Origin of the sequence: Hymenobacter armeniacus (assembly GCF_014699055.1) — a bacterium.
GTDB classification, from domain to species: domain Bacteria; phylum Bacteroidota; class Bacteroidia; order Cytophagales; family Hymenobacteraceae; genus Hymenobacter; species Hymenobacter armeniacus.
On record NZ_JACXAC010000005.1, the window covers coordinates 495,579 to 511,868 of the forward strand.

A 16,290-nucleotide genomic window follows, 5' to 3' on the forward strand; every position below is an offset into this window, starting at 1 on the left:
TAGTTAATCTGAAAACGACGTAGCGCCTTAGCGCTGAATCTCGTGCCCGTTCTCGGCGGTATCGGCTTGGCTCGATTTGCCCGCGTCGTTCAGCTTGCCGCGCTTGCGCAGGCCCTCTTCGGCGTTGGCCGAGATAGTGGATTCCACCTTGGGCTGCGGGCGCACGTCGAGGTCGGCCGACGAGCTCACGGGCTTGGTGATGGCGGCGCCCTTGGCTTGGTTGGGAGCGTAGGCCGTGTTCTGGTCGAAGTTGTCGCTGGTGCGGGTGCCCGGCGCAACCATGTCGAGGGATACTTTGTCGTCGGGGCGCCAGTCAGACGGCTCGCTGCTGCAAGACGTCAGGGCCAGGGAAGCGGCGGCCACGGCCAGCAGCAAGGTGGGGGTCAGTTTCATCGGGGTAAAATTAGCGGGAGATTGAATGCGAAAACAAGCGGGGCCGGGGCACGCGCCTCGTTCCCAGATACTGCTGCCGGAATTAAACGGTTGTGGCGCCGGCTTCGGCGGGCAGCAGGTTTTTGCGGCGCAGCAGGGCCTCAAACAACTTGCGGTCGTTGTCGGCGTTGAAAATCTTGTAGGGCAAATGTAAAAACACCGGCACGTCGAAGGTGCGCGCCAGCCACAGGCGCCAAGCCGCGAGGCCTTCGGGCGGGGTGCCGGGCTTCAGGTACAGCAGGTAGGCATCGGCGTCGCGGCGGGCGCGGTCTATCATGTCCCAGCTCAGCTGCATGGCCTTGCCTTCCTTGTCGGGGCCCACGCGCAGCAGCAGTTGCTTGTTGTCCATCTCAAAGGCCATGCGCTCAAACAGGGGCTTGCTCTGCTCCATCTGCGTAATGCCCGTCACCTGGGCCGAGCGGAACAGCACAAACAGGATGGTGAGCACCACGGCCAGGGCAATCCACCACCACGAAGGCAGGAAAATGGCCGGCAGCAAGCCGAGCACAAACGGAATGAGGGCGTATACCCAGTCTTTTTTCCACACCTCGCCCATCACCATCTTGGTGTAGGCGTCGGTGGTGAGCTGCGATTTTTTGGTGCGAATGGCCAGCGGCGAAGCCTGCTGGGCCTGGCGGAAGCCGCCGCCTCCGCCCCGTTGGTTGGGTTGGTTCATTTTTAGTGGTTAATGATTAGTGGTTAGTGGTTAGTGAACATCGGGCAGTAGCATGCACCAGGTTATCGGCTGACTACTAACCACAAATCACTAACCGTTGACCACTATTTAATACGCTTTCAAACTCAAATCCAGACTCTTAACCGAATGGGTGAGGGCGCCCACGGAAATGTAGTCGACGCCCGTTTGGGCCACTTCGCCAATGGTCTGTTCCGTGATGCCGCCGCTGGCCTCGGTGGGGTAGCGCCCGGCCACCAGGGCCACGGCCTCGCGCAGCACTTCGGGCCGCATGTTGTCGAGCATGATGCGCGTGATGCCACCGGCATCCAGCGCCTGCTGCACCTCCTCTAAGGAGCGGGTTTCGATTTCGATGGGCAGTTGCCGGCCTGTTTTCTCCAGGTAGGCGTGCGTGGCGGCAATGGCTTGGGCAATGCCGCCGGCGTAGTCCACGTGGTTGTCCTTCAGAATAATCATGTCGAACAGCCCGTAGCGGTGGTTCACGCCGCCGCCGATGAGCACGGCCCACTTCTCGCAGAGGCGGAAGTTGGGCGTGGTTTTGCGGGTGTCGAGCAGCTTGGCGTGGGTTCCCGCAATCAGGTTGTTCAGGTGGGCCGTGTAGGTGGCAATGCCGCTCATGCGCTGCATGCAGTTCAGCACCAGGCGCTCGGCGGTGAGGATGCTGCGGGCCGGGCCCTCCACCGTGAAGGCGATGTCGCCGTGCTTCACGGGCGTGCCGTCGGTCAGCAGCGGCGTCATGGTCAGGGCGGCGTCAACTTCGGCAAAAATCAGCGGGGCCAGCGCCATGCCGGCCAGCAGGCCTTCGCCCTTCACCAGCAGGTGGGCGCGGTTGCGCGCCTCGGCCGGAATGGACGCCAGGGCGGAGTGGTCGCCGTCGCCCACGTCCTCGGCCAGCGCCGTGCGAATGAAAGTGGTCAGGGCCTCGGGCGTGAGGTAGGAAGCGGGTGGGGTTTGCACGGCGCAAAGGTACGGCCCTTGCGGCGGTGGCGAAAGCCAAACAAAAAGCCCCGGCCTAATCAGGTCGGGGCTTCGGGCTTATTCTTTGGTAAAGTCCAGCGTATCAATCAGCGGGGCGCCGCGCGAAGGCTTTAGCTTCACAAACAGGCGGTAGGTGCCGCTCTTGCCGGTGTAGCGCCCGATGGCGTATTGAATGCCCTCCTGGCTTTGGCCCTGGTGGATGAACTCGAAGGTGCTGGGCGCGTTCTTGGCGAAGATGTCCTTCATCACAATCTCGGCCTGCGTGGAGTTGTAGCTCTGCTTGTCGCCGTCGAACCCAATTTCCACGGTGGGGGCAAAGTACTGCGACAGCTCGCGGGAAGAGCCGTTGCGCAAGGCGGCGCGCACGGCTCCGAGGTTATCAGACTGCGCGTGGGCTGCGCCCAGGCCCAGCAGGAATAGCCAGCTTAAAAATAACGTTCTAAACAAATAGCGTTTCATTATCGGGGTAATAAGTGCGTCATACGCGGCGGAATTGAAGCGAAAATGGTGCCAGGATAAAAAAAACAAGCTCGTGTTGCAGCCTGTAAAGTTTGCGGGTAAACTTAACAGAGAGAAAAACAAGGCCAAGCGGCCGCGAAGATAGATAATTCCAACCCATGGGCGGGCCGGCCGTATCTTCGCGCCATGAATAAGCAGGTTTTGTTGGTGATTTTGGACGGGTGGGGCATTGCCCCGAACACGGCCGCATCGGCGGTGGATGCCGCTAATACGCCGTTCTATCACGCGCTGTTGCAGCGGTATCCGCACAGCACGTTGCAGGCATCGGGCGAGGCCGTGGGCCTGCCCGAGGGCCAGATGGGCAATTCCGAGGTGGGCCACATGAACATCGGGGCCGGCCGCGTGGTCGACCAGGAGCTGGTGCGCATCGGCAAGAGCATTCGGGAGCGCAAGCTGGGCCAGATGCCCGCGCTGGTGAAAGCCTTTGAGTACGCCACGGCCAACGATAAGCCGCTACACCTCATCGGTTTGTTGAGCGACGGCGGCGTGCACTCGCACATCGACCACGTGAAGGCCCTGTGCACCATTGCCCACGAAGCCGGCGTGCGCCGCGTGTTCGTGCACGCCTTCACCGACGGCCGCGACACCGACCCCAAGAGCGGCGTGCGCTTCATCAACGACCTGGAGCAGCACAACGAGCGCAACGGCGCCAAAATCGCCTCGGTGGTGGGCCGTTACTACGCCATGGACCGCGACCGCCGCTGGGAGCGGGTGAAAGTGGCCTACGACCTGCTGGTGAACGGCGTGGGCACGCCCTCGCAAAACCTGATTCAGAGCGTGCAGGAGCAGTACAAGGACGGCGTGACCGACGAATTCCTGAAGCCCATCGTGAAAACCGGCGCCGACGGGCAGCCGCTGGCCACCATTCAGGAGGGCGACGTGGTGCTGTGCTTCAATTTCCGCACCGACCGGGGCCGCGAAATCACGGAAGTGCTGACGCAACAGGACATGAATGCGTTTCAGATGCATCGCCTGAACCTGCACTACCTCACCCTCACCAACTACGACGACACCTTCGTGGGCGTCACGCCCATTTTCGAGAAGGACAACCTGAATAACACGCTGGGCGAGGTGCTGGCCGCCTACGGCAAAACCCAGATTCGCATTGCCGAGACGGAGAAGTACCCGCACGTGACGTTCTTCTTCTCCGGCGGCCGCGAGAACGAGTTTGTGGGCGAAAAGCGCATTCTGCGGCCCTCGCCCAAGGTGGCCACCTACGACCTGCAGCCCGAAATGAGCGCCGCTGACCTGCGCGACGCGCTGATACCGGAGCTGCAGGCCAAAGCCGCCGATTTTGTGGTGCTCAACTTCGCCAACCCCGACATGGTGGGCCACACCGGTGTGTTTGAAGCTGTAGTTAAAGCAGTGGAAACCACCGACCAGTGCGCACAGGCCGTGGTGGAAACCGCCCTGTCCAATGGCTACGCCAGCATCATCATCGCCGACCACGGCAATGCCGAGTTCATGCGTAACGCCGACGGCTCGCCCAATACCGCACACACCACCAACCTGGTGCCCTGCATTCTGGTCGACAACGACTACCGCGGCACCCTGGCCGATGGCAAGCTCGGCGACCTGGCGCCCACCATCCTGGAGCTGATGGGCGTGCCCAAGCCGCTGGAAATGACGGGCCAAAGCATCCTTCGTCCTGCCGCGCCGAATGCATAAGCGGGGCAAGGAATGGATTGGGGCGTTGCTATGGAGCAGCACGGGCTTGCTCGTGGCGGCCTGCGGCGACGCCGGCCCGGCGGCACCCGCGCCGCGGCGGCCCCTGTATTTCGACGTGAAAGGCCTGCTGACCCGGCAGGTGGAGCAGCTCGACCAGCGCCACGCCGCCGTAACCAAGCGCGTGAGCCTGCGCGGCGGCGCCGTCGAAACCGTGCGCGTGCCCGCCGTGAAATGGGCCGATGAGCTCCAAATTCTGTTTCAGGCCGACATCAACAAAGCCGCCCTGCGCGGGGCCTACGCCGTGGATTCGGTGGTGCTGCCCGGCGGCGCCCTGCGCCGCACCTACACCCGCCGCCCCGGCCAGCCCAATGCGCCGGTGGCGCAACTCTCGGTGGTGCATCAGGGGGTAGTGCCGCAGGAGGTTTCGGCCACCATCGAGCAGGACAACCCGCTTTTTTCGGCACAAAAGCAGCTGCGGTTCCAGCTGCAAAACGGGCAGCTCAGTAGCTATGAAGTGCAGGGCACCCAGAAGCTGGTGCTGTTCGACACGCTGCGGTATTCGGCGGCCGGGCAGGTGCAGTAGCCTTGCGGGCCGCATGCGCGGGGGCTAGTCGTAGGTGCCCAAGCTGGTGGCTGGCTGGGAGCGGCGCAGGTTCAGAATATCGGTGGCGGGAGTGCTGACGGGGACTCGTTTTTTGGCCGGGGAAGTATCCTGCAGTCGGTAGTCGGGTTTAGTGCTGGTCAGAGACGTGCGCTTGAAAAGCGGGTCTTGCACGTTGACCAAATTAGCCAAGCCGGGAGCGCCCAGGCCCGGTTTATCGGGGGCATTCGTTGCGGCTTGGTAGTCGGCGGTCCGCAGCAAGGTGTTGCGCACGTTGACGGTGTAGTTGGGGTCAGCATTGTTTTCCAGAAGCAATTCGTTGTCGTACGAACCCCACACTATGCTATTGGTCAGGTTGAGGACCAGCGGAAACTTCTGGATGTTGCCCTTGGCATCTTCTAAGGCGTTGGAAAAGCTCAGCGAAGCGGTTTCGCGTCGGAAGGCGGGGGTGTAGTTGGCGACGGTACAGAAATTGAGGTTGAACACTCCGCCGTAGCCCAGCACGGCATACTCGCCGCAGTTGGTAAGCAGGCAGTTGGTGGCCGTGATGTTGCTGAGCACGCCAATGATGCCGCCCGGCGGCAGGCCCGTGCCCACGTAGTTGGGGTTCGAGCCGGAGATGTTGCGCAGCACCACGTTTTCCAGCTGCAGGTCGGGCTGTGGGGTGCGATTCTCCACGTTTAGCAGCGACACGCCAAAGTTCGCGTTCTTGATTTCGGCAAACTTGATGACGTTGCCGCGGCTGGTCGAGGTGAAGAAAATGCCCCCCCATTGGCCGGGAATATCATTGTAAAACGGCTCCAACCGGTCGCCCTGAAAGCGTACCGTGGCTTGTTTGGCGGCCGTGGTGTCGCCCGGCGCAAGAGCCGCCGACGCATTGATTTTCAGCGTGCCGTTTACCTGAATGGTCGCGCCCGCATGGCAATAGATTTTGGTGCCCGGCTCAATCTGGAGCGTAGAGCCCGCTTCCACGTACACGCCGATGACCACATCCGGGTTAGGGGCCGTTTGCCGGTAAAGGGAGTTGATGATAACATGGGGCTTGTCGCTGCGCCAGATTTCCGTGCGATTGCCCGTGATGGCGAGGGCCCGGTGGAAGTACGCATTTTGCCCGTACGCCACCAGCTTCACTTTCTGGTCGTTGCCGTTGGTGCGGAAGCGCACTTCGTCTTCCACCAGAAACTTCTTGGCCACCGTGGCCTGCCCGTTGTCGCCCAGGGTGGCGCGCACCAGCACCAGCAGGCTGTCGTTGCCCCGCACGGTGACGTTGTTCACCACCGGGCCCGCATCGCCGTTGATAATCAGCGAATACGTATTGCCGGCCAGGCCCGCCAGGCTCACGTCGGTCTTCACGGCGCCGCTGTTGCGGTTGTACACCCACACCCGCTTGGTCACGGTTTTGATGGTGGTGAACACCGTGTCGAACAGCACCGTGTCGGCACCCATTTCCAGGCTGCCCGAGGTCTGAATCAGGTCTTCCTTGGGCTCGCAGCCGGGCAGGAAGGTGAGCAGGCAGCTCAGGACGAGGAACAGCGGGAAGAGGTAGCGCATAGGGCAGCAAAGACGGTCAAGCTCCCCTCCTTACCAAGGAGGGGACGCGGCCGCGACGCGGACGCTGGGGTGGTTGCGGGCGTTGAACGACAAGAGCGGACGCTTCAGTATGGCAAGCGAAGGAGAGCCTTGTGGGTGTCGTTCAACGCCCGCAACTACCCCCGTTTTTGTTGCGCAAAAACTCCCCTCCTTAGGAAGGAGGGGAGGGATATTCTGTTTACTTGGCCACGCCTTCCTGCAGGCGCTCAGCGCTTTCGGCCAGGCGGAGCTGCTCCACGAAGTCGTCCACGTTGCCTTCCATCACGCTGGCCAGGTTGTACACCGTGTAGCCGATGCGGTGGTCCGTCACGCGGCCCTGCGGGTAGTTGTAGGTCCGGATTTTGTCCGAGCGGTCGCCGCCGCCAATCATGCTTTTGCGCACGGCGCCGTCGGCTTCGTTTTTCTTGGCCAGTTCCATTTCATACACACGGGAGCGCAGCACGGCCAGGGCTTTGTCGAAGTTTTTGAGCTGCGATTTCTGGTCCTGGCACTGGGCCACGAGGCCGGTGGGCAAGTGGGTGAGGCGCACGGCCGAGTAGGTCGTGTTCACCGACTGGCCGCCGGGGCCGCTGGAGCAGAAGTAGTCCTTGCGAATGTCGCTCATGTTGAGCTCGATGTCGAATTCCTCGGCTTCCGGAATCACCACCACCGAGGCCACGCTGGTGTGGATGCGGCCCTGGGTTTCGGTGGCCGGCACGCGCTGCACGCGGTGCACGCCGCTTTCAAACTTGAGCTTGCCGTACACGTCTTCGCCGCGCACGCCCACAATGATTTCCTTGTAGCCGCCGGCGGTGCCTTCCATGGCGTCAATGAGTTCCATTTTCCAGCCCTGCTTTTCGGCGAAGCGCATGTACATGCGCTGCAGGTCGCCGGCGAAGATGGCGGCTTCGTCGCCGCCCGCGCCGGCCCGGATTTCCATGATGACGTCTTTCGAGTCGTTGGGGTCTTTGGGCAGCAGCAAGTCTTTGATGACTTCTTCGAGGCGCTCCTGCTCGGGCTGCAGCTCGTCGAGCTCGGCCTTGGCCATGTCGCGGAAGTCCTGGTCTTTCTCGGTGGCGATGACTTCGCGGGCGTTTTCGATGTTGCTGAGCACCTGCTGGTAATTGCGGTATTCGGTCACAATCTTGCCCAGCTCCTTGTATTCCTTGTTCAGGGCCTTATAGCGCTTCAGGTCCGACATCACGTCGGGCTGCATCAATTCCTCGTTGACGTTTTCGTATCGTTGATTGATGGCTTCTAATTTATCCAGCATCGGGCGTTCGGTATTTAGTCAGTAGTTTGCAAAGATACTGAATCTAAACACCGCTATGTAGGCCGGACGTTCATTCAGCATCGTAACCCAACCGCCGCGCGTCGGCCTGAGTGTATGCAAGTGTTGAAATTCGGAGGCACGTCGGTGGCCTCCGCCGAGAATATCCGCAAGTCGCTGGCCATTGTGGCCAAGGCGGCCGAGCAAGGTCCGGTGGTAATGGTGGTGTCGGCGCTGGGCGGCACGACTGATGGCGTGATTGGGGCCGGGCGGGCCGCCGAACAAGCCAACGAAGACTTTCGCGAAGCCCTGCAGCAGCTAGAGGAGCGGCACGTGACTGCCGCCCACGACCTGCTGGGGGCCGATGCCCAGCACTCCGCCATTGCCCATGTCCAAGCCCAGTTTGATGAGCTGAAGCAGCTGTGCGACGGCATTTTCGCCCTTGGCGAATTGTCGAACCGCACCCTCGACCGGCTCATGAGCTACGGCGAGTTGCTGTCGTCGCAGCTCATCGCCACCGCCGCCCAGGCGTATGGCCTTGACGCGGTATGGGCCGATGCCCGGCAGCTGATTCGTACCAATTCGCGCTTCGGCATGGCCGAGGTGGACATGGGCACGACCGAAAAGCAGGTGGCCGAATTTCGCGGTAATCAGTCGGCCAACGTGTGGGTCGTGCCCGGCTTCATCGCCGCCGACGCCCACGGCGCCGCCACCACGCTCGGCCGCGGCGGCTCCGACTACACCGCCGCCCTGCTGGCGGCCGCTCTCGGCGCCGAAAAGCTGGAAATCTGGACCGACGTGAGCGGCATGATGACCGCCGACCCGCGCCTCGTGCGCGGCGCCCGGCCCATTGCCCGCATCAGCTACCAGGAGGCCATGGAGCTGTCGCACTTCGGCGCCAAGGTGCTCTACCCGCCCACCATTCAGCCGGTGATGCGGCGCGGCATTCCGCTCTGGATTAAAAACACCTTCGCCCCCGACGACTACGGCACCCTGGTGGAGGTGGCGCCGCCGCGCACGCCCGCCGTGGTGCAGGGCATTTCCAGCATCGGCAACCTGACCTTGCTCAACCTGGAGGGCAGCGGCATGGTGGGCATTCCCGGTTTTTCGAAGCGGCTGTTCGAAGCCCTGGCCCGCGAGCGCATCAACGTGATTCTCATCACGCAAAGCTCCTCGGAGCATTCCATCTGCGTGGGCGTGAACGCGCAGGACGCCGGCCTGGCTAAAATAGCCGTGGACGAAGAGTTTGCGGTGGAAATTGCGGCGGGCCGCATCGAGCCGCTGCGGCCCGAGGCCGACCTGGCCATTGTGGCCCTGGTAGGCGAAAACATGAAGGACCATCCCGGCATCAGCGGCAAGCTGTTTGGGGCGCTGGGGCAAAACGGGGTGAACATCCGGGCCATTGCGCAGGGCGCTTCGGAAAAGAACATCTCAACGGTGATTCGGGCCGCCGACGTGCGCAAGGCCATCAACGTGCTGCACGAAGCCTTTTTTGAAGCCACCAAGAAGCAGGTGAACCTCTTCATTCTGGGGCCGGGCAACGTGGGCAGCAAGCTGCTGGAGCAGCTGGCCCGCCAGCAGCCGCACTTGCTCGAAAAAATGGGCTTGCAGGTTCGCGTGGTGGCCATTGCCAACAGCCGCCACTGCCTGGTAGACGAAAACGGCCTCGACCTGACGGCCTGGCCCGACGAGCTGGCCGCCGCCCCAGCCCAGAGCCTCGACGACTTTACGCAGCTCATCATCGGCCGCAACCTGCGCAACTCCATCTTCGTGGACGTGACGGCCAACCCCGCCGCGGCCGGCATCTACGCGGCTTTGCTGGAGAAGAGCGTGGCCATTGTGGCGTGCAACAAGGTGGCTGCGTCGTCGGAGTACGCCCACTATGCCCGCCTGAAGAGCTTGTCGAAGGAGTTCAACGCCAGCTATTTGTTTGAAACCAACGTGGGCGCCGCCCTGCCCGTCATCGGCACGCTCAACGACCTCACGCGCAGCGGCGACGTGGTGCGGCGCATGGAGGCGGTGCTCTCGGGCACGCTCAACTTCGTGTTCAACCACTACGACGGCACGCGGCCCTTTGCCGAGGTGGTGCGTCAGGCCCAGGCCGAAGGCTACACCGAGCCCGACCCGCGCCTCGACCTGAGCGGCACCGACGTGGCCCGCAAAATCCTCATCCTGGCCCGCGAAGCCGGCCAGGCAATGGAAATGAGCGACATCGAAATCAACGGTTTCCTGCCGCCGGCCTGCCTCGAAGGCGACGTGGAAGCCTTCTATGCCCAGATGGCCGCGCACGAAGCCCACTTCCGCGCCCTCTACGACGAAGCCGCGGCCGGCGGCAAGCGCCTGAAATTTGTGGCGCGCTACGCCGATGGCCGCGCCAGCGTGGGCCTGCAAACCGTGGCGCCCGGCCACGACCTCTACGACCTGCGCGGCAAAGACAACGTGGTGCTCTTCTACACCGACCGCTACGTGGACCAGCCGCTGGTGGTGAAGGGCGCCGGGGCCGGGGCGGAAGTCACGGCGTCCGGCGTGTTTGCCGACATTATCCGGGCCGCGCGGCTTTAAAATCAGTGAACAGTTAACCGTGAGCAGTGAACAAGCAATGGCTCATGGTTAACTGCTCACGGTTAACTGTTCACTAAAACTCATGCCTGATTCCGTTCTCGTTCATTCCCCCGCCACCCTTTCCAACCTCGGCTGCGGCTTCGATGTACTCGGCCTTGCCCTCGAAGCTCCTTATGATGCCGTGCGCGTCACGCGGAGTGCCACGCCCGGCGTCCGCATCCAACACCTTGACCCCTACCACCTGCCCACCGACCCGGCGCACAACGTGGCCGGCGTGGCCCTGCTGGCCTTGCTAAAAGCCGCGCCCGACGCCGTGGGCTTCGACGTGGAAATCACCAAAGGCATCAAGCCGGGCAGTGGCGTGGGCAGCAGCGCGGCCAGTGCGGTGGGCGCCGTGGTGGGGGCCAATGCCTTGCTCGGCAATCGTTTCAGTAAAATGGAGTTGGTCGATTTTGCCATGGAAGGGGAGGCCGTGGCCTCCGGCGCGCGCCACGCCGACAACATCGCGCCGGCCGTGTTCGGTGGCTTCACGGTGGTGCGGGCCGTGACGCCGGCCATCGACATCGTGGCCTTGGCCGCGCCGCCGCTGTGGGTGGCCGTGGTGCACCCCCAGATTGAAGTGAAAACCAGCGACTCGCGCAAGGTGCTGCCCGCCGATGTGCCCCTGAAGCTGGCCACGCGGCAGTGGGCCAACGTGGCGGGGTTGGTGGCGGGCTTTCTGACGGCGGATTATGCCCTGATAGGCCGCTCGCTGGACGACTACATTGTGGAGCCGGCGCGGCTGCCGCTCATTCCCGGCCTGGCCGCGGCGCGGCGGCGGGCCCTGGCCGCCGGGGCCATTGGCGGGGGCATATCGGGCTCGGGGCCGTCCATTTTCATGCTGAACAAAACCGAAGCAACGGCGCAAGCGGTGGGCACGGCCATGGGTGAGGTATTCACCGAACTTGGGATTGAATTCCACGTCTATGTAGGGCCGGTGGCCACTGAGGGCGCGCGGGTGGTTTCAGCATAAGCTTTGATTGATGAAGTACTACAGCCTCCGCCACCAGTCGCCGCGGGTCGACTTTCGCACGGCCACCGTGACCGGGCAGGCCCCCGACGGCGGCCTGTATTTCCCCGAAACCATCCCGAAGTTCCTGCCCGGCTTCCTGCGCGAGCTGCGCACCCTGAGCAAGGCCACGGTGGCCCTGAACGTGATGCAGCCCTACGTGGGCGACACCATTCCGGCGGCCGATTTGCAGCGCATCTGCGCCGAAGCGGTGGATTTTGCGTTTCCGCTGGTGCCGGTGAGCGAGGGCGTGGCGGCTTTGGAACTGTTTCATGGGCCCACGCTGGCATTTAAGGACGTGGGGGCGCGGTTTATGAGCCGCTGCCTGGGCTACTTCGCGCAGCGCGGCGACACCCCGCCCGTGACGGTGCTGGTGGCCACGTCCGGCGACACCGGCGGGGCCGTGGCCAGCGGCTTTCTGGGCGTGCCGGGCGTGGAGGTTGTCATCCTCTACCCCTCGGGCAAGGTGAGCCCGGTGCAGGAGCAGCAGCTCACCACGCTAGGCCAAAACATCACGGCGCTGGAAGTGCAGGGCACCTTCGACGACTGCCAGGCGCTGGTGAAACAGGTGTTTCAGGACACGGAGCTGGCCAAAAAGCGCTTCCTCACGTCGGCCAACAGCATCAACGTGGCGCGGTGGCTGCCGCAGCAGCTCTACTACTGCTTTGCCGCGCAGCAGTGGCCTGAAGGGGCCGCACCGCCGGTGCTGGCGGTGCCGAGCGGCAACTTTGGCAACCTCTGCGCCGGGCTGCTGGCGCGGGCGTCGGGGCTGCCGCTGGGACATTTCATTGCGGCTTGCAATGCCAATGAGCCCGTGCCGGCCTACCTGCGCACGGGCACCTTTGCGCCGCGGGCGGCCATCCCCACGTTTTCCAACGCCATGGATGTGGGCAATCCCAGCAACTTTGCCCGCATTCTGGAGCTGTTCGACAACGACCTGGGCAAGATGCGGGCCGCCCTGGGCGCCGACACGGTGAGCGACGACGAGACCGTGGCCGCCATTCGGCAGGTGTGGAACGAAAAAGGCTATTTGCTTGACCCGCACGGCGCGGTGGCCTACGTGGCGTTGCGCCGCTATCAGGCCCAGCAGGCCGGAGCCGCGGGCATGATTCTGGCCACGGCGCACCCCGTGAAGTTTCCCGCCGTGGTGGAGCCCATTCTGGGCCACGCCATCCGGTTGCCCGATGTGGTGCAGGCCCTGCAGGGCCGCGCCAAACGAAGCGTGCCCCTGGCGGTTGACTACGAAGAACTGAAAGCTTTTTTGTCTTAGGAATGAGCCGTTGGGCTTGGCCCTCACCGAACATGCTACACTCAACCCGAAATAGCTTATTTACTTTTTCGTCAGGGGCTCGCCTCGGAGCCGTGCTCATGCTGGCCGCCCTCGGGGCCTGCCGCCCCGACCAGGTCGAACACCTCAAGGACAGCAAGCGCATTGGCATCGAAACCGCGAATTGGGAGGTGAAGCGCATCATGCCCAAGGAGTTGTTGAAATCGGCGCGCTGGGCCGGCGATTCCCTCACCGCCACCGCCGACACGCTGCTGCGCCAAACGCTGGCCCGCGAGCTGGCGGCGGGCGGCGTGGCGCGGGCTGCCGCCTTCTGCCGGCCCGAAACGTACCGTTTCGCCGACTCACTGGCCAAAGTGTTCAAAGCCACCACCCGGCGCGTGAGCTCGCGCCCCCGCAATCCCGCCAACCTGAGCCAGCTGCGCCCCGAGGAGCTGAGCCCCGACACTGCGCGCACGGTCCGGCGCGAGTCGCAGGAAGTATTCTTCTACCAGCGGCCCATTGTGCTGAACAACTCGTTGTGCCTGCGCTGCCACGGCGAAGTAGGCAAGGACATGTCGAAAGCCGATTACGCCCTCATCCAGAAGCAGTTCCCGCAGGACCAAGCCACGGGCTACCGCCTGGGCCAGCCCATGGGCGCTTGGCAGCTCAGCCTGCGCCGCGACGGCGTGGCCGAGTTCTGGACCATGAAAACCCGGAAGAAATGGAAGGAGCACAAAATGCCCAAGTTGTTCTGAGGCAACGTACCACGTTAGAACGCCGCGTATAATGATGATGCTCCCTTGCCGCCGACAAGTTGCGCGCCTTTCTGGTACACTCAGAGATTGAAAAACAGGTTTGCACGCACGTTTTGCCCATGACTTCTTCTTCCCCTCCCATCATCATTATCGGCGCCGGCATGGCCGGCCTCTCGTGCGCCACCTGGCTGCACCGCGCCGGCCGCCCGGTGCTGGTGCTCGAAGCTGCCGACGGCGTGGGCGGCCGCGTGCGCACCGACCTCACGCCCGAGGGTTTCCGGCTCGACCGTGGCTTTCAGGTGCTGCAAACCAACTACCCCGAAGCCCGGCGCCTATTCGACTACGGCGCGCTGAAGCTGCGGGCGTTTCGGTCGGGGGCCGTCATCCGAATGCCCGACGGCCAAGAAACTACCCTCGAGAACCCGTTGCAGCGGCCCTTGGCGGCGTTTTCGGCGCTGGCCTCGCCCATCGGCACGCTGCCCGACAAGCTGCGCATCCTCAGCCTGGTGCGGCACGTGCTGAAATACAAGCCCGAGGAGCTGCTGGCCCGCCCGGCCACCGACACGCTCACGTTTCTGCAGCGCTACGGCTGGAGCGAGCAGATGATAAACTCGTTCTTCAAGCCGTTTTTCGGCGGCGTGTTTCTGGACCGCGAACTCACCGCGGCCAGCAATTTCTTTGAGTTCGTGTTTCAGCAGTTCGTGACGGGCGAAGCCGCCGTGCCGGCCCTTGGCATGCAGCAACTCCCCGAGCAGCTGGCGGCCCGCCTGCCCGCCGGCACGGTGCAGCTCAACGCACCCGTGGCAGCCATTGTCGACGGCTCGCAGGTGCGGCTAAGTTCAGGCAAGGTCGTGGAAGCTAGCGCAATCGTGCTGGCCACCGACGGCCTAACGACCCTGCGTCTGCTGGCGGGCCGCAGTGGGAACCCCGCCGATGCCGTTAGCACCGAAGCGGCCAGCTTCCCCACGGCGGCGCGCATCACCACCTGCACGTATTTTGCCACTTCCGGCGGCCACTCGCCGGGCCGTAACGACAAGTTGCTGCGCCTCAATGCCTCCTCCCATGCCCTCGCGCACAACGTGGCTTTCCCAGCCGATGTGAGCGGCGACTACGCCCCGGCCGGTCGCTCGCTGATATCGGTGAGCACCCACGGCGAGCGTAGCCTGAGCGAGGCCGAGCTCACGGCCGGCGTGCGCGAGGAATTGGCCGCGTGGTTTGGTCCGGCGGCCCGGCAGTGGCAGCACCTGCGCAGCTACCGCATCGCGGCGGCGCTGCCGGTGTACCTGGCGGGCCAGCCCGTGCGCCAGCCCCTCAAGCTGGCCGAGCGCCTGTACCGGTGCGGCGACTGGGCCGCGTACCCGTCGCTCAACGCCGCTTTGGCCACGGGCCGGGAGGTGGCCGAGATGATTGCTAAGGGTTGAGGAAGGTTTGCCTGCAATGAATTGCCAAAACAAAAAAGGTCGCTTCCAAACCAGAAGCGACCTTTTTGGGCTTAATGCAGCTGCTTTACACCTGCGGATTGGCTGGGGCCAGGGCATCGTAGCCGAGAGTTTCGGCCGGCTCCTGCACGGGCAGGTTGATGTCGTCGGCGTCGTTGACGCGCAGGGTGAGCAGGCCCGAGATTATCATCGACACGCCGCCGAGCACCAAGGTAAGGATGGATTCGTTGTGAAACAGGTGCTTGGTGAAAAAGCCCAGAATCAGGCCGGCCACCACTTGCGGAATCACGATGAAAAAGTTGAACACGCCCATGTAGTAGCCCATCTTGTTGCTGGGCAAGGCGCCGGCCAACATGGCGTAGGGCACCGACAAAATGCTGGCCCAGGCCACGCCCACGCCCACCATCGACAGCAGCAAAAGCTTGGGGTCCTGAATGAAGTACATGGAAATCAGGCCCAGCCCGCCCGCCGTGAGGCACAGCATGTGCGTGAACCGCCGGCTGGTGGCCCGGGCTATGGCCGGCAGCAGCAGCGCCGCCAGGGCCGACACGCCATTGTAGACGGCGAAGCAAATGCCCACCCAGTCGGCCCCTTCGTTGTAGAGCTTGGAGGTAGTGTCGGAGGTGTGGTAAATGTGGCTGGTGATGGCCGGCGTGGTGTAAATCCACATCGAAAACAGCGCGAGCCAGGAGAAAAACTGCACCACGGCCAGCTGGCGCATGGTTTTGGGCATTTCGAAAATGCCCATGAACGACTCGCGGAAACCGTTGGCGAAGCCTGCGCTGCGCGCCTTTTCGGCTTCAAACTCGGCTATGTTTTCGGGCGGGTATTCCTTGGTGCGCAGCACCGTCCAGAGCACAGCCAGGAAGAAAACGATGCCACCAATAATGAAAGAATAGCGCACCGAGGGCGGAATTTCTCCCGCCGGGGCCGTATTGGCCACGTGAAAAACGTTGGTGAACACCCACGGCAGCGACGAGGCCACTACTGCGCCCACGCCGATGAAAAACGTTTGCGCAGCAAAACCGGTGGTGCGCTGCTCGGAGGGCAGCAGGTCGCCCACCAGCGCCCGGAAAGGCTCCATGCTGATGTTGATGCTGGAATCCATTATCCAGAGCATGCCCACGGCCATCCAGAGCGCCGTCACGTTGGGCATCACCAGCAGGGCAATGGAGGCCAGAATGGCCCCCACCAGAAAGAATGGGCGCCGCCGGCCCCAGCGTGGGCTCCAAGTGCGGTCCGACAGATAGCCGATGATGGGTTGTACCAGCAAGCCGGTGAGCGGCGCGGCCAGCCAGTAGAGAGCAATTTCGGTGCCGCCCAGCGTTTCAAAAATGCGGCTGACGTTGGCGTTTTGCAGCGCGAAGCCGAATTGAATGCCCAGAAAGCCGAAACTCATGTTCCAGATTTGCCAGAAGCTGAGGCGAGGCTTGACGCTGGTGCTAGTAGTGGGTGCGGCGGTGGGAGCGGCCATGAGAAAGGAGGAAA

14 protein-coding genes are annotated in these 16,290 nt (G+C 63.3%); 7 read left to right on the forward strand and 7 right to left on the reverse strand.

Annotated features, from left to right (window positions below; all coding sequences use genetic code 11):
* Positions 1-27: 27 nt before the first annotated feature.
* From IC234_RS16780 to IC234_RS16795, 4 genes are all read right to left on the reverse strand, one after another.
* Positions 28-393: a hypothetical protein gene (locus IC234_RS16780; protein WP_190926816.1), complete on the reverse strand. Its 366-nt coding sequence runs from the start codon at positions 391-393 to the stop codon at positions 28-30.
* Positions 394-475: 82 nt separating this feature from the next.
* Positions 476-1,108 carry a hypothetical protein gene (locus IC234_RS16785; protein ID WP_190926817.1) on the reverse strand — a complete coding sequence of 211 codons (633 nt, stop codon included), beginning with the start codon at positions 1,106-1,108 and terminating at the stop codon, positions 476-478.
* A 108-nt stretch (positions 1,109-1,216) separates the two neighbouring features.
* Positions 1,217-2,083: a carboxylating nicotinate-nucleotide diphosphorylase gene (nadC, locus tag IC234_RS16790; RefSeq protein WP_190926819.1), complete on the reverse strand. Its 867-nt coding sequence runs from the start codon at positions 2,081-2,083 to the stop codon at positions 1,217-1,219.
* Positions 2,084-2,161: 78 nt separating this feature from the next.
* Positions 2,162-2,563, reverse strand: a complete 402-nt coding sequence (locus tag IC234_RS16795) for a DUF4783 domain-containing protein (protein WP_190926821.1) — start codon at positions 2,561-2,563, stop codon at positions 2,162-2,164.
* A 186-nt stretch (positions 2,564-2,749) separates the two neighbouring features.
* Between IC234_RS16795 and gpmI the strand changes: the two genes are divergently transcribed.
* Complete coding sequence (gpmI, locus tag IC234_RS16800; RefSeq protein WP_190926823.1) at positions 2,750-4,291, forward strand: 2,3-bisphosphoglycerate-independent phosphoglycerate mutase; 1,542 nt, start codon at positions 2,750-2,752, stop codon at positions 4,289-4,291.
* Positions 4,284-4,874, forward strand: coding sequence for a hypothetical protein (locus tag IC234_RS16805; RefSeq protein WP_190926825.1), 591 nt, complete (start codon positions 4,284-4,286; stop codon positions 4,872-4,874). Before gpmI ends, IC234_RS16805 begins: the two co-directional genes overlap by 8 nt.
* A 24-nt stretch (positions 4,875-4,898) precedes the next feature.
* Here IC234_RS16805 and IC234_RS16810 read toward each other — a convergent pair whose 3' ends face one another.
* Both IC234_RS16810 and prfA read right to left on the reverse strand, forming a co-directional pair.
* Positions 4,899-6,443, reverse strand: coding sequence for a hypothetical protein (locus tag IC234_RS16810; RefSeq protein ID WP_190926827.1), 1,545 nt, complete (start codon positions 6,441-6,443; stop codon positions 4,899-4,901).
* A 217-nt stretch (positions 6,444-6,660) separates the two neighbouring features.
* Entirely contained in the window at positions 6,661-7,734 is a 1,074-nt protein-coding gene (prfA, locus tag IC234_RS16815) for a peptide chain release factor 1 (RefSeq protein WP_190926829.1), read from the reverse strand.
* A 114-nt stretch (positions 7,735-7,848) separates the two neighbouring features.
* Between prfA and thrA the strand changes: the two genes are divergently transcribed.
* From thrA to IC234_RS16840, 5 genes are all read left to right on the forward strand, one after another.
* A complete protein-coding gene (gene thrA / locus IC234_RS16820; protein ID WP_190926831.1) occupies positions 7,849-10,293 on the forward strand; it encodes a bifunctional aspartate kinase/homoserine dehydrogenase I in 2,445 nt (814 codons plus the stop codon).
* 82 nt (positions 10,294-10,375) lie between these two features.
* Positions 10,376-11,305 carry a homoserine kinase gene (locus IC234_RS16825; protein WP_190926833.1) on the forward strand — a complete coding sequence of 310 codons (930 nt, stop codon included), beginning with the start codon at positions 10,376-10,378 and terminating at the stop codon, positions 11,303-11,305.
* 10 nt (positions 11,306-11,315) lie between these two features.
* Complete coding sequence (gene thrC, locus IC234_RS16830; protein WP_190926836.1) at positions 11,316-12,611, forward strand: threonine synthase; 1,296 nt, start codon at positions 11,316-11,318, stop codon at positions 12,609-12,611.
* A gap of 98 nt (positions 12,612-12,709) precedes the next feature.
* Positions 12,710-13,363: a c-type heme family protein gene (locus IC234_RS16835; RefSeq protein WP_190926838.1), complete on the forward strand. Its 654-nt coding sequence runs from the start codon at positions 12,710-12,712 to the stop codon at positions 13,361-13,363.
* A 119-nt stretch (positions 13,364-13,482) separates the two neighbouring features.
* On the forward strand, positions 13,483-14,784 hold the full coding sequence (locus IC234_RS16840) for a protoporphyrinogen/coproporphyrinogen oxidase (protein ID WP_190926840.1): 1,302 nt from the start codon (positions 13,483-13,485) through the stop codon (positions 14,782-14,784).
* A gap of 85 nt (positions 14,785-14,869) precedes the next feature.
* Here the strand turns inward: IC234_RS16840 and IC234_RS16845 are convergent, their stop codons facing one another.
* Positions 14,870-16,276, reverse strand: a complete 1,407-nt coding sequence (locus IC234_RS16845) for an MFS transporter (RefSeq protein ID WP_223827731.1) — start codon at positions 16,274-16,276, stop codon at positions 14,870-14,872.
* Positions 16,277-16,290 lie beyond the last annotated feature (14 nt).

Coding starts and splice junctions, on each gene's coding strand:
- IC234_RS16785 (WP_190926817.1), bottom strand. CDS start 1,108: ATGAACCAACCCAACCAACGGGGCGGAGGCGGCGGCTTCCGCCAGGCC.
- IC234_RS16825 (WP_190926833.1), top strand. CDS start 10,376: ATGCCTGATTCCGTTCTCGTTCATTCCCCCGCCACCCTTTCCAACCTC.
- thrC (WP_190926836.1), top strand. CDS start 11,316: ATGAAGTACTACAGCCTCCGCCACCAGTCGCCGCGGGTCGACTTTCGC.
- IC234_RS16840 (WP_190926840.1), top strand. CDS start 13,483: ATGACTTCTTCTTCCCCTCCCATCATCATTATCGGCGCCGGCATGGCC.
- IC234_RS16845 (WP_223827731.1), bottom strand. CDS start 16,276: ATGGCCGCTCCCACCGCCGCACCCACTACTAGCACCAGCGTCAAGCCT.
- gpmI (WP_190926823.1), top strand. CDS start 2,750: ATGAATAAGCAGGTTTTGTTGGTGATTTTGGACGGGTGGGGCATTGCC.
- IC234_RS16795 (WP_190926821.1), bottom strand. CDS start 2,563: ATGAAACGCTATTTGTTTAGAACGTTATTTTTAAGCTGGCTATTCCTG.
- prfA (WP_190926829.1), bottom strand. CDS start 7,734: ATGCTGGATAAATTAGAAGCCATCAATCAACGATACGAAAACGTCAAC.
- IC234_RS16805 (WP_190926825.1), top strand. CDS start 4,284: ATGCATAAGCGGGGCAAGGAATGGATTGGGGCGTTGCTATGGAGCAGC.
- IC234_RS16780 (WP_190926816.1), bottom strand. CDS start 393: ATGAAACTGACCCCCACCTTGCTGCTGGCCGTGGCCGCCGCTTCCCTG.
- thrA (WP_190926831.1), top strand. CDS start 7,849: ATGCAAGTGTTGAAATTCGGAGGCACGTCGGTGGCCTCCGCCGAGAAT.
- IC234_RS16810 (WP_190926827.1), bottom strand. CDS start 6,443: ATGCGCTACCTCTTCCCGCTGTTCCTCGTCCTGAGCTGCCTGCTCACC.
- IC234_RS16835 (WP_190926838.1), top strand. CDS start 12,710: ATGCTGGCCGCCCTCGGGGCCTGCCGCCCCGACCAGGTCGAACACCTC.